14 protein-coding genes are annotated in these 19,836 nt (G+C 64.3%); 6 read left to right on the top strand and 8 right to left on the bottom strand.

Going from position 1 to position 19,836, the window contains the following annotated elements; translation table 11 throughout:
* Positions 1-106 precede the first annotated feature (106 nt).
* Positions 107-721 carry an HD domain-containing protein gene (locus tag QZY44_RS03115; RefSeq protein WP_295442110.1) on the bottom strand — a complete coding sequence of 205 codons (615 nt, stop codon included), beginning with the start codon at positions 719-721 and terminating at the stop codon, positions 107-109.
* A gap of 320 nt (positions 722-1,041) precedes the next feature.
* Between QZY44_RS03115 and QZY44_RS03110 the strand changes: the two genes are divergently transcribed.
* Positions 1,042-1,767: a hypothetical protein gene (locus QZY44_RS03110; RefSeq protein ID WP_295442107.1), complete on the top strand. Its 726-nt coding sequence runs from the start codon at positions 1,042-1,044 to the stop codon at positions 1,765-1,767.
* A 459-nt stretch (positions 1,768-2,226) separates the two neighbouring features.
* Here the strand turns inward: QZY44_RS03110 and QZY44_RS03105 are convergent, their stop codons facing one another.
* Positions 2,227-5,460, bottom strand: coding sequence for a type I restriction endonuclease subunit R (locus QZY44_RS03105; RefSeq protein ID WP_295442104.1), 3,234 nt, complete (start codon positions 5,458-5,460; stop codon positions 2,227-2,229).
* 232 nt (positions 5,461-5,692) lie between these two features.
* On the opposite strand from QZY44_RS03105, the gene QZY44_RS03100 reads away from it, so the two are divergent.
* A complete protein-coding gene (locus tag QZY44_RS03100) occupies positions 5,693-5,959 on the top strand; it encodes a type II toxin-antitoxin system prevent-host-death family antitoxin (RefSeq protein ID WP_295442101.1) in 267 nt (88 codons plus the stop codon).
* 2 nt (positions 5,960-5,961) lie between these two features.
* Positions 5,962-6,225, top strand: a complete 264-nt coding sequence (locus tag QZY44_RS03095) for a Txe/YoeB family addiction module toxin (protein WP_295442098.1) — start codon at positions 5,962-5,964, stop codon at positions 6,223-6,225.
* Between the two features lie 276 nt (positions 6,226-6,501).
* Here QZY44_RS03095 and QZY44_RS03090 read toward each other — a convergent pair whose 3' ends face one another.
* The 4 genes from QZY44_RS03090 to QZY44_RS03075 all read right to left on the bottom strand — a co-directional run bounded on the left by QZY44_RS03090 (position 6,502) and on the right by QZY44_RS03075 (position 12,256).
* Positions 6,502-6,735 carry a hypothetical protein gene (locus tag QZY44_RS03090; RefSeq protein WP_295442095.1) on the bottom strand — a complete coding sequence of 78 codons (234 nt, stop codon included), beginning with the start codon at positions 6,733-6,735 and terminating at the stop codon, positions 6,502-6,504.
* Between the two features lie 204 nt (positions 6,736-6,939).
* On the bottom strand, positions 6,940-8,013 hold the full coding sequence (locus QZY44_RS03085; RefSeq protein WP_295442093.1) for a restriction endonuclease subunit S: 1,074 nt from the start codon (positions 8,011-8,013) through the stop codon (positions 6,940-6,942).
* 65 nt (positions 8,014-8,078) lie between these two features.
* Positions 8,079-10,154 carry a class I SAM-dependent DNA methyltransferase gene (locus QZY44_RS03080; protein ID WP_295442090.1) on the bottom strand — a complete coding sequence of 692 codons (2,076 nt, stop codon included), beginning with the start codon at positions 10,152-10,154 and terminating at the stop codon, positions 8,079-8,081.
* Complete coding sequence (locus tag QZY44_RS03075) at positions 10,154-12,256, bottom strand: EAL domain-containing protein (RefSeq protein ID WP_295442087.1); 2,103 nt, start codon at positions 12,254-12,256, stop codon at positions 10,154-10,156. Before QZY44_RS03075 ends, QZY44_RS03080 begins: the two co-directional genes overlap by 1 nt.
* Before the next feature lie 335 nt (positions 12,257-12,591).
* Between QZY44_RS03075 and thiC the strand changes: the two genes are divergently transcribed.
* Positions 12,592-14,484, top strand: a complete 1,893-nt coding sequence (gene thiC / locus QZY44_RS03070) for a phosphomethylpyrimidine synthase ThiC (protein ID WP_295442084.1) — start codon at positions 12,592-12,594, stop codon at positions 14,482-14,484.
* A gap of 52 nt (positions 14,485-14,536) precedes the next feature.
* Complete coding sequence (locus QZY44_RS03065) at positions 14,537-15,112, top strand: Uma2 family endonuclease (protein WP_295442081.1); 576 nt, start codon at positions 14,537-14,539, stop codon at positions 15,110-15,112.
* A gap of 13 nt (positions 15,113-15,125) precedes the next feature.
* Here QZY44_RS03065 and dacB read toward each other — a convergent pair whose 3' ends face one another.
* Positions 15,126-16,655, bottom strand: coding sequence for a D-alanyl-D-alanine carboxypeptidase/D-alanyl-D-alanine-endopeptidase (dacB, locus tag QZY44_RS03060; protein WP_295442078.1), 1,530 nt, complete (start codon positions 16,653-16,655; stop codon positions 15,126-15,128).
* Between the two features lie 134 nt (positions 16,656-16,789).
* Between dacB and QZY44_RS03055 the strand changes: the two genes are divergently transcribed.
* The gene (locus tag QZY44_RS03055) at positions 16,790-18,400 is read left to right on the top strand and encodes an MFS transporter (protein ID WP_295442076.1); all 1,611 of its coding nucleotides are present in this window, start codon (positions 16,790-16,792) and stop codon (positions 18,398-18,400) included.
* 21 nt (positions 18,401-18,421) lie between these two features.
* Here the strand turns inward: QZY44_RS03055 and QZY44_RS03050 are convergent.
* The coding region (locus QZY44_RS03050; protein WP_295442073.1) for a type VI secretion system contractile sheath large subunit at positions 18,422-19,836 on the bottom strand (1,415 nt) is incomplete at its 5' end.

Raw genomic sequence — 19,836 nt, 5'->3', positions numbered from 1 at the left:
CCAGGCTGCGCTACGCCCCGGAAAGATTGACAAGGTTACGTGGCGGCGCGCTCCGTGTCAATGTGAGACGTGCAAAAAAACCGCCGACCTGCGGGGCGCCCGCTGTTCAGCGCCCCCTCACCATGGCCTCCAACTCGGTCACCACCCGATCCAACTCATTGATCAGCGAGGGCGGCGCCTGACCGGCGGTGCGAAATGACTCGACCAGGCCGCGGTAGTACCACAGGTGCTCGGCGGGGTCCGACAGGGTGAAGCGCTGCCAGAGTGCATCGCCGTGGACGCGATAGTCGAGCAGGATGGCGCGCGCGTTGTGCAGTTTGTCCGCGATACTGACCCGGTGATAGGCCGGGTCCGGCGTCGCGGTGAGGTGGCGCAGGTACTGCTCCTTGCGCGAGCGCCACGGCGGCTTTGGGACGACCTCAGCGTCGGTGCAGTCATCGACGATCCCAAGCACCCGCGTCCCGTAGCGCTGCTCAATCTCGGCGCGCAGCGCGGCGGCCCCGCCGCGGTGCTCGGCCTGGTCCTCGATCGCGTCGTGCAGCAGGGCGGCAATCGCCTCGTCCTCACCGCCGCCGTGCTCCAGCACCAGGCTCGCGACCGCCATCAGGTGTGAGATATAGGGCGTGCCCACACCCTTGCGTAACTGGCGGTTATGCAGCCGCGCGGCATAACCCAGGGCGTCGAAAAAGCGCTCGGAGAGCAGGCCGTCGGGTGGCGTCATGAGGTACCTCTGGTCGGGCCGGTCAGGGGAAAGGTGGACTTTACCGCCGCGGTGCGCGTGCCGTCCATGCCCGGTGCTCCGTTCGGCTGCCTGCTGGCGACTCGACAGAAGGGCCAGCAGGTATTCGCGATATGTCGCTGACTTGAAGCACCGGACTTCAACTTGGTCTATGAGAGACGAGAGACACCGGCGCGGTATTCGCCTGACCATTCCCGCCCACCCCCCCGGCGACTTATGCCACCGCGGGCTCTATGTGTGCCAGCGTACCGACGCCCCCACCCGCTTTCAATAATCTGCCGGCACCGTCACGATACGACGCCATGACCGCTTCGCCCCTTGTGGCAGCCTGTCACCGCGACATTCTTTGGGCGTCATGCGTACCAACGCCACTGTGTGCCCGGCTGCTTGCTCATTCACCACCGACCGGAACAAAAATGAAAAATATGCAACTGACCACCATCTCGATGGCTATCGGCCTCATCTTCAGCGCCGGGGTGATGGCGCAAGCGATGACGAAAGACGCGTACAAGGCCGCGGAGGCCCAGATCGCCACCGAGTATACCGCCGACAAGGCCAAGTGCAACGCGCTGGCCGCCAACGCCAAGGATATCTGTATCGCCGAGGCCAAGGGCAAGGCCAAGGTCGCCAGCGCCGAGCTCGAAGCGAATTACGAGCCCTCGGCCAAGCACCACTACAAGGCGGTGGTCGCCAAGGCGGAGGCCGACTACGCGGTCGCCGATGAGAAGTGCGATGACCAGGCCGGCAATGCGAAGGACCTCTGCGTGAAGGAGGCGAAGGCGGTCGAGACTCGCGTCCGGGCCGACGCCGAGGCGCAACTGAAGATGACGGAAGCGAATAAGACCGCGAGCGACAAGTCCACCGCCGCGGATACCAAGGCGAAAGAGGCCGGCGTCTCCGCGCGCCAGGACGCCGCCGCGGAAAAAGGTGATGCGAATTACGCCGTAGCAAAGGAAAAGTGCGCCGCCCTGATGGCCCCCGACAGTGATCGTTGCCTGAAAGACGCCAAGGCCAAATACGGCAAGTAACAGACCGCCTGGGCCGGGAACGCATATCCCCCATCGCGTAACCGTGCGGGGTGCTGCACCAGTCCCTCATCCCCCAGAGGGACCGGTCAGTCTCCGCAACCAGCCCGGCCGGGGAGCCGGCATACGAGCCAGGGATGGCAACCGCTGAGCCGGTGGAAGCGCCGACATCTTGTCGGCGACGGCGCGCAGCGCCGCTAAAGGCTCGCCAAACGACAAGACCCCTCCTGATCATCCGCCGAACGCGGACCGCCTGACGGCGATTGGCCGACAGAATGTCGGCGCTCCCAGGAACGAGCCAACTCGCACCGACGCGCAACCACTGGCCAACCTCCCATCCCACATGGTCTAATCCTCCCGTCAGCAACCTGACCGACGGAGTGGAGCGTGGCGGAGTTCAAGGCCCAATTGGGCCCCGCGGGACAGCACGGACTCGCTTACCCAGACGGAGCGCCTCGGATGTCAAGCAGCCCACTTCCTGTGGTTGATGGCAAGATCAAGCGTCAACTCAAAGACCTTGTCCCGCTTCTGCGTGAAGAGATCCTTGTCATAACCCTCCTGCGGCAGGTTCAGGTCGAGGACCTTGCCGACCTCGTCGCGGACGGCCAGCCGGGTTTGGCTGTCTTTGAACCAGTCTTGCACCAGGACCCTGGGGGCACCCTCGGTCAGACGCTTAAGTAGTGCCTTGGCCGCGAGCCGCACCCGCCGCTCTTCCTCCTTGGTCATCTGGTCCTTGCACAGCAGGTCATAGATCTCCAGTTCGTCCTCGGAGAGCCCCATCCGGACGTGCCGCGCTTCTTCCTCCCGCAGCGCCTGGGCAAAGCGCACCAATGCGGCAAAGTCCGCATCGGCCGAGGTGCTCCCCGCATTATACTTGTCGATGATCTCCTGCAGGCGTTGCGCAAAGTCCCGCCTGGTACGGTTCTGCTTGAGCATGTCACTCAGCTTCTTTTCGAGGAAGGCCCGCAGATCGGCGATCTGGATATTCTTGTAGGCGTTCTGTTTGAACTCTTCCCTGAGCTTGTCGAAATCGATCATACTCAGGTCCCAGGACTGGCCCTGCCGCGCAATCCTGAAGACTGTCCCGGACTCCCTGGCCGCGGCAAAGCCCGCGTCATCGACCACCAGACTCTCATCGAGCAGCTCGCCGACCCGGCGGATCGCGGCGTCGACGTCCTGCTGCTGGATGATGCTGTCGACCACCCCCCGCAGGTATTGAAAGACGGCAACGGTGCGCACCACGGGCCGGCCCAGGACCTCCGGCTTCGCGGCCTCATAGAGTCCCGTGATGGTGTTTTCGTAAACGCTGAAGGCCTTGCGATACTCGTCCTTGTAGAGCAGCGCATTGGCCCAACCCTCGAAGAGCCCGAGCTTCTGAAAAACATCCCGGCCCTCCAGCGCCTTGTCGATCGGGATATTAATGGACGAGCAGAACGCGCTACCCTGAGCGATGGCCTCGTCGAGCAGGCGCAAGAGCTCTCCTTTGTCCTTCACGGGCGGCTCGTCATCGCCTTGATCGCCCTCACCGTAGTCCTTGAGGGCCTTCTTCAGGCGCCCGAAGACCCCGTAATAGTCGACGATTTCGCCGTTCTTCTTCTCAACCCCACCGATCTTATGCGCACACACCCGATTGGGGCGGGCGATCGTCTGCATCAGAGTGTGATCCTGCTGCGGCTTATCGAGATAGAGGGTGGAGACGGTGGGCGCATCGAAGCCGGTGAGCCACATGGCACAGACGAAGACCAGCTGGAGCGGGTCGTCGGGGTCCTTGAAGTTGTATTCGAGGTCATGGCCGTTCGTGTCGACGTGGTCCATCCGCTTGCGGTGCGCACGGATATCGAGCCCCTGCAGGTCGAATTTCTCTTCCTCGCCGTTCTCCGCGCTGACCACCACGGCCATCTCGACCTTGCGCATGGTCTCGAGCATGCGCTTGAGCCGGGCCGCCAGCAATTCATCCGGCGTCTGCTTGATCCGGCCGCGCAGGGCCTTGATCTCCTCCTTCCACAGCCGCTGGACCTTGTCGTACATCTTCACCGCGGTAAACTTGTCCACGGCGATGACCATGCCCTTGCCGAGATAGCCCCGCCGGGGAAAGTGATAGACGATGTCGCGGGCGATGGTCTCCAGCCGGTCATCGCGTTTGATGACCTCCAACTCGCTGGCAAAGCGCTGCTCAAGTTTGGCCTGGGCGACGGGATCGAGGTTTTCCTCCTCCAGGATCTCGTAGAACTCAAAGCTCAAGTCATCATTCTGGTTCTGCACCTGCGGCACGCGCTTACTATAGAAGAGCGGCACGGTCGCGCCGTCGTTCATCGACTGGCTGAAGTTGTATTCCGAGACATAGTCGCCGAACCACGCGTTGGTCTTGCGCCCGCGTCCGAGCAGCGGGGTACCGGTGAAGGCGATATATTGAGCATTAGGCAACCCGGCCCGCATGTTCTCCGCCAGTGCCTTATATTGGGTGCGGTGGGCCTCGTCGACGATGACGATGATGTCATCGCGGTCCGACAGCAGCGGATACCGCTGACCCTTGGGCCAGCCGAACTTCTGGATCAGGGTGAAGACCAGCCGCTTGTTCTGGCCCAGAAAGGCACGCATCTGCTCACTGTCCTTGGGCTGGGCCATGTCGGCCTTGCGCACCGTGCCGGTATTGAGAAAGTTGCGGTAGATCTGGCCGTCGAGGTCATCCCGGTCGGTGATGACCAGGAAGCTGAAGTTGCCCGGGCAGTGGCGCAGGATCTTCCGCACATAGAAGATCATTGAAAAGCTCTTGCCCGAGCCCTGGGTGTGCCAGAAGACACCGAGCCGGCCGCCGCGCCCGTCGCGGTCCAGAAAGGCCGCGTAGGCACGGTTGACGCCGATGAACTGGTGGTTCTGCGCGATGATCTTCTGCGTGTCCTTGTGGTACAGGATAAAGTTCTCGATATAGTCGAGCAGCCGGTCCTTCGGGCAGAGACCGGCCAGGAACCGCTCGGCGCTGGTGCCTTGCGCCGCGACCTGCTCGCGCCTGATCGCCTCCTTTTCGTCCTCGGGGCGCAGCCAATGGAAGAAGTGCTCCCACTGCGCGGTCAGACTGCCGACCCGGGTCTCGATGGCGTTGGAAAAGACGCAGAGTGCATTGGTGAGGAAGAGCTGAGGGATCTCTGCCTTGTAGTTGGTCAGATTGTCGTCGTAGGCGGTCCTGAGCTTGACGTTGGAGTTCTTGAGCTCGATGAAGACCAGGGGCAGCCCGTTGATATAGAGCAGGATGTCCGGACGGCGCCAGCCGCGCTCACCGAGAATCCAGAGCTGACTGACCGCGAGGAACTGGTTGGCTGCCGGGTTCTTGAAATCAATGATCTTGACCCGCGCCTTGCGGGTACGGCCGGTCGCGTCCTTGAACTCGACCTGCACCCGGTGGCGAATGAGGTCGTCCACCTGCCGGTTGGCGGCGATGGCGGATTGCACCTCGCGCCGGTCGCACAGCTGCTTGATGGCATCGTCGATGGCGGCCTCGGGGAGGTCCGGATTCAGGTCGATCACCGACGCCCTCAGTCGGTCGTGCAGGATGACCTCGCGTTTGTCGGTGCGTCGCGAGCCGTCGTTGAGATCGGCCGGATCGGCCGTAAAACAGTCCTGCACGTCGTAGCCATAGGACAACTGCAAGTGTTGCAGCATGGCCGCTTCGATCTCATCCTCAGAAATGAAGTTCGGCATAAACCGCGTCCTTAGTCATCTTTTGGGTTTTCAGTGGCAGCAAGCCCTTTGGCGCACAAGAACATTATCACTGACGCGGTTTATAGTTCAAGGTCTATTTCGGCAGGCTCACCACGGACGGCCTGACCTACTGCCGGTGACGCGGGAGCGTTGGAACGAGAAAGGCCCCACGGCCACATCGGCAAGCACTGACATGCTAGACTTGATCAACTTGTTGAACAGGTTCGATGCCATGAAAGTCGTCACTTACTCCCATGCGCGCAATGCATTAAAATCGGTACTGGATACTGTCGTGCGGGACGCGGACGTGGCCATCATCAGCCGGCGGGATGCCGAGGGCGACGCTGTGGTGATGTCCCTGGACCACTACAACAGCCTGATGGAGACCCTGCACCTGTTGTCCACCCCCGCCAATGCCGAGGCCCTGGCGCGCGCGATCCGGCAGGACCAGGCGGGTGAGTCCCGGCCAAGGACCCTCATCGACGCTGACGGGGCTTAACCGTGCGCGGGATTCGTTTCGTGCCGGACGCGTGGGAGGCGTACCTCTATTGGCAACAGCAGGACCGCAAGACGCTGAAACGCATCAACTCCCTGATCGACGAGGCGGCACGCGAGCCATTCGCCGGCATCGGCAAGCCCGAGCCGCTGCGCGGCAATCTGACCGGCTACTGGTCGCGGCGCATCGACGACACGCATCGCCTGGTCTATCGCGCGACCGACACCGAGTTGGTCATCGTCGCCTGTCGTTTCCATTACGACGGCTGATGGTGCCGCGCAAACGGCGCTGACGACAGCGCTCGGCCTTGATTGGCATTCCGGCAAGCGGCGCCCCCCTACCGGAGGTCGACGCCTTAGCCGGTGGCGCTTCCCGAGCCATCCAAGGAAAGGCCGCCTGGCTCCCACGCTCCTGCGTGGGAGCAAGAGCGGGCGCTCCGCGTCCAGAGGGCAGACCGGACGCGGAGCGCCCGCACGGCATTCCCACGCTGGAGCGTGGGAACGAGAAGACTGTCCGGAACGATGATCAAGACCCAGTGCGCTTGGCTAGTTGTGTGGTAATACCTGACTAAGCCTTAGTGCGGCGGCTTCCTGAAGAAATACCGGTTCGAAGCACTGCTCGGGATAGAGATAATCATCGCCTGATTCATCGATGATGCGCATCATTCCATGTCCGGCGCTCATCTCCACCACTTCATAAAGGCGGCCAACATGGATATCGTCACCCGAGACATCGCCCAGGTTGTCCTTTTGGACACAGACCACAAAATTCACAACCATTTCTTCACCTTTATCTTGGCCTTGCCGATACCGTTGGCCTCCGTCTCTGGTGACACCGCTCCAGCGGTGTCACCCGGGTGTTGGCCGCTGTGCGGCCCGGGTTGACCCAGGCCCGGCGCCCCAAACCCGCGGCGCGCAGCGCCTGACACAGGCGTGACACCGCTGGAGCGGTGTCACGAGAGAGAGGCGTGCCCGCACTCCCACTCATGATGGCGCATCACCCCCACCTTGCCCTTTGCCGTCTTCGCGCATGCTGGGCGGGAACTGGATGTCGAGGTCTGCGACCGAGAGCTTGCCGGAGATCAGGCGGGGGAGGAGGAGGTCGCGGGTCTTGGTGAGATTTGTGTTTTCCTGGCGGAGCGTCTCCACCTGCTGGTGGATCGGCGCGACAATTCCATCAAATCGCTGCTGAAGACTCCGTTCAGGAACCACCATCGGTATGCCGCTTACGTGGTTCCGATTGAGGGTCGGAACTCCGGCGCCGGAATCAAATTTCTCAAGGCCCATGTTCTTGAGGGTATAAAAGACCAGGAACGGCGAGTTTCCGAAAAAATTGCGAACATAGAGCGCGGTATTCAAAGGCCACGCCCTCGTGTGAGTCATCAATACGTCACCAAGACTACCTGACCGCCCCGTCGTGATCACGGGCGGTTCGACTTTGTAATGCTTGTGGAAAGCCTTAACGGATGTCGATGCCACGACCGGGTATGGACCTTCTTCAAGAAGATCGTTCGGCAGGTCGTAACCACGCTTCAGCATACAGAACTCACCAAATTTCTTACGCTCCCAGCCCTCTGGCACACCTTTGGTAATCTTGGTATTCTGATAGCCGGGGAAGCGCATGCGGACGAACCATTCGCGGTAAATCTCCTCGGCCATCTTTTCGAGGACGTCGATGCGACGTTTGTTAATCTCAATCAGGTCGTCGTATGCGGTCAGGATAGCGGCAATCTTGCGCTGGGTTGCAAGCGGCGGAACCCATGCCTGAATCCGCGAAATAGTCTTGTGATTAATCAAAGGCTGAGCGCTACCGCCGGCCAACGAATTTAGTGGATATGATCGGAGCAAATATTGAAAAAAGAGCGTATCGTTTTCTTTGGTCGCATTGACTACGATCGTGTTATCGGTCGACCAATACTTGCCTGCTTCGTAATTGACGGAACCACAGTACGCACCAACCCGACCGAGAATGATACTCGATTCTTGATTGAATGCTATTGAATGACCGATAACCCCGTTCGATCCATAGACGGGATATGGTCCGGCATCATCGAGCATTGGGGTCTTGCCATTTCCAAAGGACAGGCATTTCCCAAGCCGCGTCAATTCGTCCTTCCCTCTAGTCATTGAGTTATCCGATCGATATTTTTCGTAATGACGGCGGCGAGCTTGGATGATGTTTGGGTAAGTTCAGAAAAGAGCCCTTGCAGCGAAGTCAGTGAGTCAAGAAACTCCTCCTCCGTCTTCCCATCCTCCTCGATCACCACCCCCACATAGCGCCCCGGATTGAGCGAGTAGTCCTGTTCCTTGATCTCATCCAGGTCGGCCAGTTTGCAAAGCCCGGTGACGTCCTCGTACCGGGCCTCGGGGAAGCGTTCCTGCAGCCAATGGACATGGGCAAAATAGCTTTCGGCGCCCCTGACCTCGGCATGGATGGTCTCGAGTGCAGTCTTGAGCGCCTTGGTCTGCCGGTCGGGGCCGCCGCGTTTGCCGCCGGCCTTGGCCTGGTCGGCCACCTGTTTCTCCTGGTGGCGGACGGCGCGGTCGAGCTGCTTGAGACAGTCGTGCAGGGCGGTGAAGAATGGCGCAAAGGTGGCGCTTAGTTCCCGCTGGGCGATGTTCTTGGCTTCTACCGCGGCCTGGTCGACATGCCTGCGTTGATAGGCGGCATAGGCCTGTTGCAGCGTGTCGAGACCATCCCACGCATTCACCAGGCGGGCGACCGCGGCCTTGCCCGCCTGGTCATCGAGTACAGCGAGCAGTTGCGCGGAGACTGGCTCGACCTGTTGCCGGTTCTCGGCCAGCCGCTCCATACCTAAAGCGAAATAGCGGTCGATGAGTGCCAAGAACTCGCCCCGGCGGCCCTTGTGCAATCGGCTGATGATGGCGATGTTCTGGACCTGCTCAGGGGAGAGTTCCCGGTGGGCGCGGTCGATCTGGGTGAAGATGTTGCGGGCGTCGATGAAGAGGATGCGCTTGTCCGTGTTGGCCTTGTCGAAGAACCAGAGGGTGGCGGGCAGCGTGACCGTATAGAACATATTCGACGGCAGGGTGAGCATGCCGTAGATCAGATTGCCTTCGATCAGGGCCTGGCGGATCTCGGCCTCGCCGTGGCGGGCGTCGGAGGCGGAATTGGCCATGACCAGCGCGGCGCGGCCGGTGGCTTTGAGCGAGGTGGCGAAGAGGTTGATCCAGAGATAGTTGGCGTTGGGGATAGACTCCTTGCCGGCTTCGGATTTCTTGGCCTTGGTCTTGTTGCGGGGGATTCCGTAGGTGTTGAAGCGCTTGTCTTTTTCGACCGCGGAGAGGGCCACGTCGTCGACGTTGAAGGGCGGATTGGCCAGGACATAGTCGAAGGTACCGAATGACTTGAACTCGTCGGCATAATAGGTGTTGGCGGCCTTGATCTCGCCGCGCAGGCCGTTGACCGCCAGGTTCATGCGCGCCAACTTGACGGTCTCGCCCTGTTTCTCCTGCCCGTAGACATAGACGCTGGTGTCCCGGCCCTGGGCCTCCAATTCCTGGCGGTGCTGGGCGATGAAATCGGCGGACTGCACGAACATGCCGCCGGACCCGCAGGCGGGATCGAAGACGGTGCCGCCGTGCGGCTCGATGATCTCTACCATCAGGCGCACCACCGAGCGCGGGGTGAAGAACTCGCCCCCGCCCTGCCCTTCGGCCATGGCGAACTTGCCGAGGAAATATTCGTAGATCTGGCCGAAGACGTCGCCGGTGGCGTCGTCCGGGATGTTGTCGAACTGACGCAGCAGATCGAACGGCAGGTCGCGGGTCTCGGGCGTGCGGGTCAGGCGATAGTATTCGTCCTTGGGCAGACTGCCGCGCAATTCGGGCTTGTAGTGCTCGATGGAGGCCATGGCGTTTTCGATGGCCTTGGCGATGTCCTCGTACTCCGGGAGGTTCAGCAGGTAGCTGTAGCGGGCATAGTCGGCCAGATAGAAGCCGCACCTGGCCACGGCGATCTCGTGCAGCGGCTTCTCGCGCCTGGTACCCTTGAGTTCGGCGTGCTCGGCCTGGATGGCGGCCTCATGGCGGCGGTAGTTGATATCGGCAAACTTGAGAAAGATCAGGCCGAGGACTGGGGTACCGTATTCGGAGGCCTTGAGATCCGAGTTCGCCCGCAGGTTATCCGCGGCGGACCAGAGATCGTCTTCGAGTGTCTTGAGTTGGTCGCGGGTCATTACTGGACATAGTCCGGCTTGGTAAAGTCGAAGCTCAAATCCGCGCTCGGCAGTTGCAGATAGCTGCCTTGCAGGAAGTCCGGGCGGCAATTCCAGACGCGGGCGACGGTCTCCGGGTCTTCGATCCCGGCGGCGATCACCGCGATGGCGTTATCGCGCAGGGCGCGGACGATGGCGGTCAACTCGCCCTGCTCGGTGTTGGTCAGGGTATGAAAGGAGAGCTTCGCCAGATTCGCCTCCAGTTCAGCCAGCAACTGGACATCCGCCGGGCTGCCGGAGCAGTTGGCGATGCAGACCTGAACCCCATATTTGCGCAGGTTGGCGATGAGTGACTTAGCCGTCTCCAGGTCGGCGCGGACATCGGCAAGCTGGAACTCCAGCAAGGGCCGCAACCGCACCAGATTGCGCTGGACGATCTGGTCGCGGAACCACGGCAGCCAGTGGGCGGCGGCCACCGAGGCCACGGTCTGGTGGACTAACAGGCGCAAGCGCGGGTGGACCACCCGCTGGATGTCGATCACATCCAAGGCGCGCTTGATCACCCAGCGGTCGATGGTCGGCATGAGCGCGCAGCGCTCGGCCACCGGCAGAAAGTCCTGGGGCGGTATGTGCTCACCATCCGGGGCGCAGAGGCGCAACTGGGCCTCGTAGAATTCCCCCGACTCCTGACCCAGTGAGACAATCGGCTGAAAGAGCAGCATCAGCCCCTGATTGTTGATGGCCTGCTCCAGCAGTGCCCGGATCTGCGACTCCCCGTCCGCCGACGCCCCGGGCGCCACCACCGGCGCCCAACAGCGCACCCGGTCACCACCGTCGAAACGGGCCGCCATCGCCGCCTTTTGGCCGCGCGAAATCATGGTGACGGCATCGTCCGCCGCGGGCGTAAAGAGTGCGATGCCGATGCTCAGCGTGGTCACCGCGGCACTGGCCCCCGCTGGATCGTCTGACGCCCCGGCGCCGTTCGACACCGGATCGACCAATGCGCCACGCAGCCGCTCCGCCAGCTCGACCAGCCCTTGGGTGTCGTCGCGCCGGGCCAACAAGGCATAGCTGAAGTCGCCCAGGCGCGCCGCGCTCTCCTCAGGGGTCATATGGTTGCTGAGCCGGATCTCCAGTTGCCGCAGCAGACGCTCGGTGCCGTCGAGGCCGAGCCGGTCCAGCGTCTCGTGGGGTGAGTCGATCTCGATCTGCAACAAACCGCACCCCTCGCCCAAGGGCACCGGGCTGCGCACACACCGATCCAGTTGGCGCATAAAGTGGTCCTTCTGGAGCAGACCGGTGGCGGCATCGCGCCGATTGACCGCCTGGCGGCGCTCGCGCAGCCAGCGGGTCATGCGGATGCGGTGGTCGATGGACTCGCACAGGAGCTTACGCTGGACCGGCTTGGCGATGAAGCTATCACCGCCCAGACGCAGGGCATCCATCTGCTTGTCAAGGTCGCGCTCGGAGGAGAGAAAGATGATGGGCAGGTCGAAAAATTCGTCCTGGTCGCGGATGACGGCGGTGAGCTCATCGCCGTTGGCCTCAGGCATGTAGAGATCCATCAGGACCAAGTCCGGCCGGAACTCACGGATCGCCTCCAGCACCTTGAGCGGTTGGCTGAGCACCCGCGGCTCGAAGCCGGAGTTGCTGAGCAACAGTGCGATGTACTTGGCCTGGGCCGGGTCGTCCTCCACCACCAGCACCCGGTGCTGGGTGGCGCCGGCGATACCACTGATCTGAATCACTTTCTGGGCCAGGTCAGCGGCCGCGACCGGGGCGACGAAGACGCCCTGAGCGCCCGCGCGCACCGCCTGCAGGCGCGTCTCGATATCCTCCGCCACCGCGATGCAGATCAGCTCCGGGCGGTCCGCCCCGACCCCAATCAGCGCGGTGACGAAGTGCTCCAGGGTGCTGTGGGGCGGCAGCCGGTCCAACTCCAGGATCAGCACCGCCGGCGCCGCCTGCCCGGCCGCGGATACAAGCTGATCCGGGGACTCAAAGGTCTTGAGCTTCAAGCCCTTTTGGTTGAGCAGCGAGCCCAGGTCCCGGCCCAGGAGCGAATCGGCGCCCAGATAGTAGACCCGGTTGTTCGGCGCCGCATGCGTGTATGGATTGACCATCTGGCGAATCTCTTTAGCGTTGGCTGGCCGGCGGCCCCAGGGCCGGCGGCCCGGAGCAGATGTCGGCCCACGGGCACAGTCAAATGCACCCCCAGGGGACGCCCTGTGCGTCATCAGGTGCCTAAGGTAACGCGAATCCGTGTAACTTGCGCGCCGCGGCGCCATCGTCGCGGCCCCACCCGGGCAGCATGCAGGCGCGTAGCGGTTGAAATCCGCCCGGCATTTCGATAGGTTCCACCCACCGAACCTGCTGGGGGTGTCCGACCACGGTCGGGCTGAGACAGTCCCTTACAGAATTGGCGCCAGCGTGCGCCCGCTTGCTCCCGAGGACCCCCATGAGCGCCATCCCGAACGACTTCGTCCAACAGACCACCCGGCTGTCGGAGGCGGTCACCAAACCCTTCCCCAACTCTCGTAAGGTCTACGTGGAGGGTTCAAGGCCCGACCTGCGGGTGCCGATGCGCGAGGTGACCTTGAGCCCCACCCATGCCAGAGAGGGGGTCGAGGACAACCCGCCGATCTTCATCTATGACACCTCTGGGCCCTACACGGACCCGGCGGTCGCCATCGACCTCCTGGCCGGCCTGCCCGATCTGCGCTCCGCCTGGATCCAGCAACGTGGCGACACGCAGCGGCTCGCCGCGCCCAGCTCGGCCTTTGGCCGCACCCGCCAGGCCGACCCGGCGCTCGCCCACCTGCGCTTCGAGCACCTGCGCACCCCGCGCCGGGCCCAAGCCGGGCGCAACGTGACGCAGATGCACTACGCGCGCGCCGGGATCATCACCCCGGAGATGGAATACTGCGCCATCCGTGAGAACCTGCGGCTCGATGAACTGCGCGCCGACCCGCGCTATGCCAAGCTGCTACGCCAGCACCGCGGCGAGTCATTCGGTGCGGCCCTGCCTTCGAGTATCACCCCCGCCTTCGTGCGCGACGAGGTCGCCCGCGGCCGGGCCATTATTCCGGCCAATATCAATCACCCGGAAGTGGAGCCGATGATCATCGGGCGCAACTTCCGGGTGAAGATCAATACCAACATCGGCAACTCGGCGGTTACCTCATCGATCGCCGACGAGGTCGAGAAGATGGTCTGGTCCGCCCGCTGGGGCGGCGACACCCTGATGGATCTGTCCACCGGCAAGAACATCCACGAGACCCGCGAGTGGATTCTGCGCAATGCCCCGATGCCGATCGGCACCGTCCCCATCTACCAGGCATTGGAGAAGGTGGACGGCCGCCCGGAGGAACTCACCTGGGAGATCTTCCGCGATACCCTCATCGAACAGGCCGAGCAGGGGGTGGACTATTTCACCATCCATGCCGGGGTGCTGCTGCGCTATGTGCCGCTCACCGCGGAGCGCCTCACCGGCATCGTCTCCCGCGGCGGTTCCATCATGGCCAAGTGGTGCCTGGCCCACCACCAGGAGAACTTCCTCTATACCCATTTCGAGGAGACCTGCGAGATCATGAAGGCCTATGACGTGGCCTTCAGCCTAGGCGACGGCCTGCGCCCGGGGTCCATTGCGGACGCCAACGATGCCGCCCAGTTCGCCGAACTGGAGACCTTGGGCGAACTGACCCGGATCGCCTGGCAGCACGATGTGCAGGTGATGATCGAGGGTCCCGGTCATGTGCCGTTGCAGATGATCAAAGAGAACATGAACAAGGAGTTGGCGGACTGCTTCGAGGCCCCCTTCTATACCCTGGGGCCGCTGATTACCGACATCGCACCCGCCTACGACCACATCACCTCCGGCATCGGTGCGGCCAATATCGGCTGGTACGGCACCGCCATGCTCTGTTATGTGACGCCCAAGGAGCATCTGGGGCTCCCCACCAAGCAGGACGTGCGCGACGGCATCGTCACCTACAAGATCGCCGCCCATGCGGCCGACCTGGCCAAGGGCCTGCCCGGCACCCAGGTCCGCGACAATGCACTCTCCAAGGCACGCTTTGAATTCCGCTGGGACGACCAATTCAATCTCTCGCTCGACCCCGAGCGGGCGCGTGAATTCCACGACCAGACCATGCCCCACGAGTCACACAAGGTCGCCCATTTCTGCTCCATGTGCGGCCCCCATTTCTGCTCCATGCGCATCACCCAGGACGTGCGCGACTATGCCCAAGCCCACCGCTTCGACAACCTGGAGATCGCCATCGAGGAGGGGATGAAGGCCAAGGCTGATGAATTCGTGAAGGAAGGGGCAAGTATTTATCGAGCGGTCTGATCCCGATGACCCTGGAAGGCCGGATGCCACCCTACCGAAGGTATCGCGCACCATGTCCACCACGGCAGAAGCACTGATCCCGATTCGCCGCCACCGCTACACGGTGGCGGACTATTACCGCATGGCCGAGGTCGGCATCCTCGCCCCTGATGCACGGGTCGAGTTGATCGACGGAGAGGTGATCGAAATGCCGCCGATTGGGGCACCACACGCGTGCGTGGTGACTGAGCTACAGAACCTGCTGATCGCCGCGGTGGGAGGGCAGGCATTGGTGCGCGTGCAAAACCCGGTCCATTTGGGGCGCCACGACGAACCTCAGCCGGATCTGGCGCTGGTCACCCCGCCCGCGTCCAAGTACCGGCTACGCCATCCCCGGCCCGGGGACTGCCTGCTGCTGATCGAGGTCGCCGACACGACGCTGCGCTTCGACCGCGACATCAAGCTCGGACGCTATGCCCGGGCCGGCATCCCCGAGGTCTGGTTGGTGGATCTCCAAGGCCGCACGCTCACCCGCTGTCACGGCCCGGGCGCGGCGGGCTACAGGGCAACCGACCTCATCACCGACCGGATCACGCTCCCCGTTCCTGGTCTGGAGACCATTGGGCTGGACCTCGCGAGACTCTGGTGATCAAGCCATCTGCTCAGGGCACACGCGCCCGCGTGCGTGCCGGCGCGGCGGCGGCCGCCTTCCGGCCGCCCTCGCCCGCCGCCGGCTCGCCATAGAGCCAACGCAGCACCGCCTCCTCCACGGCCTTGCCGCGCCAGGTCTGTAGCCGTGGGTTGTTGATCAGCGAGACCATGATCCAGCGGCGCCCCGAGCGATCGTCCACGAACCCCGCAAGCCCAGTGGCACCGGCCATGGTCCCGGTCTTGAGATGCCCGTGCCCGCGCAGTGCCTCGTGCTTGAAGCGGCGGTGCAGGGTGCCGTCCACGCCCAGGATCGGGAGCGACGCCATCAGCTCCGACATGCCCGGGTTGGCATAGGCCCAGGCGAGCAGCCGCCCCATGCTCTGCGAGCTGATGCGGTCCTCACGCGCGAGGCCGCTGCCGTTCTCGACCACCAGTTCGGGAAAGTTGAGCCCCTGCTTGCCGAGCCATTCCTTGACCGCCGCCTGCCCGTTGGCGGGCGTCGCCGGGCGGCCAAAGCGCTCCATGCCGATGGTCAGGAACAGAGTTCGGGCGATGAGATTGTTGCTCCACTTGTTGATATCGCGCAGGACCACCGGCAGTTCCGGGGACTCGTGCACATTGAACAAGGACGAGTTCTTGGGCCGCACCCCCTCGCGCAGCTGACCCTCCAGTTTCCCGCCCAGCCCCTCCCAGAGTGAGAGGACGGCATTGCCGGCCTGCTGCACCGGGTCCAGCAGCAGGCCCTCGATGCTGTCGCGCTCACAGGCGGTGGCGAAGGACCCGGTCAGGGTCAGGGTGCTGGGCGCCGCCGGATCGACGGCGACGTGCACGCGATGGTTCTTCGACTGACAGGCCCCCTGCACCACCTTCAACTCATTGCGCAGTTCCAGGTGGGCCACGGGCGGGGCCAGGTAGGCGCGCAGCGTCTTAGCGCCCGGGTCCAGCCGCAGTTCCACCTGGGTCAGTTGTTCGTTGACGCTGAAGGCCACCGGCAGGGCGTTGTACCCGGACTGCCCCTTGCCGTCGAAGGCCGCCCGGGTGGTCTCGGGTGGAGCAAAGGCACTGTTGTCGATGACGAGATCCCCGCCGATGGTCGCGAGACCCCGGGCGCGCAGTTCCCAGAGTAAGCGCCACAGGTCCTCCAGGCGCAGACTGGGATCGCCCCCACCCTGGATGATCAGGTCACCGGCGAGCCGCCCATTGCTGAGCGGCCCGCCGAGCCAAACGCGGGTCTGCCAGCGGAAGTTGGGTCCGAGTTGCCCCAGGGCGGCGATGCTGGTCAGCAGCTTGATGGTGGAGGCCGGCGCGCGCGGGGTCTCACCGTTGAAGTCGACGCGCGGCTGCGGCTCGCCGACCTCGCGGACATAGAGGCTCAAGTCGGCCTGGTCGATCTGATGCAACCGCAGGGCCCTTTCGATCTCGACCGGCAGCGCCCCGGCGTGGCCCGGCCCCGCCAACGGGAGAGCGATGAGACCGGCCCACAGCCCAAGGAGGAGGCGGCCGTGGGCCCGGGTCCGCGGTCGATAACGGTGCGCTGGCAAGGGGGCGATCTCCGATTCTTCAGTTGATCGGCAAGGATACCAGGGACCGGACCCGCCGACGTTGACGGCCAGGGTATTTGGTGACAGGGTGTCGGCGGTTCTACAAGGACCGCGACCCGATACCCTAGGTAATCATGGTAACCCGCTGCGCCCCCGCCCCCTCTGCCTGGGCTCCCTTCAAGTACCGCGCCTTTACGGTACTCTGGACGGCCACGGTCATCTCCAATATCGGCACCGGCATGAACACCGTGGGCGCGAGTTGGCTGATGACTACGCTGGCCCCAGACCCCTTCATGGTGGCCCTGGTGCAGGTGGCGACCATGGCCCCGGCCTTCGTGCTGGCGCTACCGTCCGGAGCACTGGCCGACATCTTCGACCGCCGTCGGCTGCTGCTCGCGGTCAATGGCCTGATGGCGCTGGTGGCGGCCACCCTGGCGGCCCTAGTCGCGATCGGGTGGATCAATACCGCATCGCTGTTGCTCTGCACCTTCCTGCTCGGCACGGGCGCCGCCTTTATCTCCCCGGCCTGGCTCTCGATCGTCCCTCAGCTGGTGCCGCGCCCCACCCTGGGTCAAGCCATCGTCGTCAACTCCATGGGGATCAATGTCAGCCGTGCCATCGGCCCGGCCCTGGCGGGGGTGCTGATCGTCGGGCTGGGCTTTGTCGCGCCCTTCACCGTCAATGCACTGAGTTTCATGGTCATCGCCTCGGCCCTGGCCTGGTGGCGACCGACCGTCGCGGCCAGTTCCGCCCTGCCGGCCGAGGGCGTCGGCGAGGCGATACGCAATGGGCTGCGCTACGCCCTACACAGCGCGCCGCTGCGGGCGACCCTGGTGCGGGGCGTGGCCTTTTTTCTATTCGCCAGCGCCTACTGGGCGCTCCTGCCGGTCATCGCCAAGGACTCGCTGGGGGGCGGCGCGCGCCTCTATGGGGTGCTCATGGGCTGCGTGGGGGTCGGTGCTGTGCTGGGTGCACTGTTGCTGCCGCGGGTCAAACCGCGTCTGGGCACCCACGGCACCGTGGTCGCCGGCAGCCTGGGCACCGCCCTGGTGCTCGCGGTCTTCTCCCTGATCGCCAATCCCTACGCGGCCGCGCTGGCCTCGCTGCTCGGGGGTGTCTCCTGGCTCTTCGTGCTGTCCACCCTGCAGGTCTCGGCGCAGCTGGCCCTGCCCAACTGGGTGCGCGCCCGGGGGCTGTCGATCTTTCTGACGCTCTTTTTCGGCAGCATGGCGCTGGGTTCGGTCATCTGGGGTAAGACCGCCTCCGTGCTTGGGGTGGACGAGGCCCTGCTGATCGCCGCGGTGGGCGCCCTGCTGGGGATTGCGCTCACCTGGCGAGTCCGGGTGGGGGAAGGCGATGTGCTGGACGTGGCACCCTCAATGCACTGGCCCACGCCGCTGGTCCTGCTGGACACGCCGCAGGATCGGGGGCCGGTGATGACGGCCATCGAATACCGCATCGACCCCGCGGACACCCCCGTCTTCCTGGCGCTGATGGCGCAGCAGGCCCAGTCACGGCGCCGGCTGGGGGCCATCCAGTGGTGGATCATGGAGGACGCCGCCGCGCCTGGCCTTTATGTGGAGTATTTCGTCGAGGGCTCCTGGCTCGCCCACCTGCGCCATCACGAGCGGGTGGCCGGGACCGACCGGCTGCTCCAGGTACGCATCTACGCCCTGCACCGCGGCGAGCGGCCGCCCGCGGTGCGCCATCTGCTGGCGCCGCCGGTTGGCACCACCGGCGACTGAGCCGGTCGGTGGGGCGCCCGACTAGGCTGCCGCCCAAGCCCCCGCCAGCACCCGCGCCGGGTCGGCGATCGACTGGAAGCGCAGCAGGCGCGCCGCGTTGCGGTTGCGGTAGCTCAAGAGCGGCATGAGACCCCGCAGGAGCACGGCCGCACCGGCCGCCTCGCCCATCGCGATCTCGGCGCAGGGCTGTTGCTGCGCCGCGCCCTCTTCACGGTAGACATGGCTGGGCAGGTCGCCCAGGTCGCGACCGGTCGAAAGATCCAGGTCCCAGCCGTCCTCCATGAAGGCTTGGCCCGCCAACAGGGCGAGTGCGAGCGCCGGGTTGCCCCACAGATAGGCCGCGTGCTCACGCACGGCCATCTCCTCAAAGGCGAAGGCGCCGATCGGGTCGCTGTCCTTGCCGTAGGGCAGACGCGCGAGGATGCGCGGCAACGTGAGGCCAATCCAGGGCGCAACCGGGCTTTGGCGCAACGCCTGCCAGAAGGCAGCCGTCGCGCCGTCGAGTGACTGCCAGGTGGGCGGATCGCTTAACTGATCGACCGTGGCGCAGCCGATTAGGTACGGGCGCGCAGCGGCCAGCAGCGGGGCGCCGGCGCGCCCGGCCATCGCCCCGAGCGTGGCCAGCAGTTGCAACTCATCCAGGTCGGCGCCGAAATCGAGATCGGTTACCAACAGTGACCAGGGCTCACCGTCGGGCGACTTAGTCCGGGGTCCGCACAGGTGGCCGTGGAGCGCAGAACGAGACAGGTCCGCGCCGTCGGTCACCAAGTCCTGTGCCAGTTCCTCACGCGCCACATCAAGCAGGAACAGCCGCAACGTCTCGCCGAGGTCCAGCTCACGCACCAGGCGTTCGACACCGCGCCAGAGTGCCTCGAGCGCCTGGAAGGCGGGGTCGTGCAGCACGCGCCGCATCTGCAGCGTGATCGCCCCATCGACCGCGGCGAGCAGTGCCCGCTGTTCGTGCCCGATGTCCGGCACCACATGCGGTGCGACGATGGCGTGCAGCCAGGCCGTCAGGTCGGCAGTGCCGGCGCCGCCCACAGCGGGGCTAGTCGGTGCGCGTCCGAGCAGACGTTCGATATCGCCCGCGCCCTCCGGGCTGGCGGCGGCGACGGGTTCAGCCGCCGCCGGTACGCCACCCAGGGCCGCCGCCGCCCGATGAAACTGCGCCGGGTCGTTCAGCTCGGCGCGCAGTCGGCGTAGCGCGACGAAGGGTGCCAGGCGCTCGAACAGGCGGTCGGGGTGGAAGTCCTCGATTGATTCGAACTCGACCGTCACGGGGTTGCCGTCGAGCACCAGTTCGAGTCGGGGCGCGAGCCGCGCGAAGACCTGCTCGAAGTTGTCGATGTCGACACGGATCGGCTTGCGCTGCCCCAAGGGGACGGAGCCGGCGCCGCCAAATCGGCCGAACACCAGGATGCGAAACGGATCGGCTT

Source organism: uncultured Thiodictyon sp., assembly GCA_903837595.1.
GTDB lineage: Bacteria > Pseudomonadota > Gammaproteobacteria > Chromatiales > Chromatiaceae > Thiodictyon.
This window is presented reverse-complemented; position numbering and strand designations above follow the sequence as displayed.

What these genes read in the sequence shown, in the direction of transcription:
- thiC (WP_295442084.1), top strand. Translation starts at nt 12,592, where the DNA reads ATGAGCGCCATCCCGAACGACTTCGTCCAACAGACCACCCGGCTGTCG.
- QZY44_RS03100 (WP_295442101.1), top strand. Translation starts at nt 5,693, where the DNA reads ATGAAAGTCGTCACTTACTCCCATGCGCGCAATGCATTAAAATCGGTA.
- QZY44_RS03080 (WP_295442090.1), bottom strand. Translation starts at nt 10,154, where the DNA reads ATGACCCGCGACCAACTCAAGACACTCGAAGACGATCTCTGGTCCGCC.
- QZY44_RS03090 (WP_295442095.1), bottom strand. Translation starts at nt 6,735, where the DNA reads ATGGTTGTGAATTTTGTGGTCTGTGTCCAAAAGGACAACCTGGGCGAT.
- QZY44_RS03115 (WP_295442110.1), bottom strand. Translation starts at nt 721, where the DNA reads ATGACGCCACCCGACGGCCTGCTCTCCGAGCGCTTTTTCGACGCCCTG.
- QZY44_RS03055 (WP_295442076.1), top strand. Translation starts at nt 16,790, where the DNA reads ATGGTAACCCGCTGCGCCCCCGCCCCCTCTGCCTGGGCTCCCTTCAAG.
- QZY44_RS03065 (WP_295442081.1), top strand. Translation starts at nt 14,537, where the DNA reads ATGTCCACCACGGCAGAAGCACTGATCCCGATTCGCCGCCACCGCTAC.
- QZY44_RS03110 (WP_295442107.1), top strand. Translation starts at nt 1,042, where the DNA reads ATGACCGCTTCGCCCCTTGTGGCAGCCTGTCACCGCGACATTCTTTGG.
- QZY44_RS03075 (WP_295442087.1), bottom strand. Translation starts at nt 12,256, where the DNA reads ATGGTCAATCCATACACGCATGCGGCGCCGAACAACCGGGTCTACTAT.
- QZY44_RS03085 (WP_295442093.1), bottom strand. Translation starts at nt 8,013, where the DNA reads ATGCTCGATGATGCCGGACCATATCCCGTCTATGGATCGAACGGGGTT.
- QZY44_RS03105 (WP_295442104.1), bottom strand. Translation starts at nt 5,460, where the DNA reads ATGCCGAACTTCATTTCTGAGGATGAGATCGAAGCGGCCATGCTGCAA.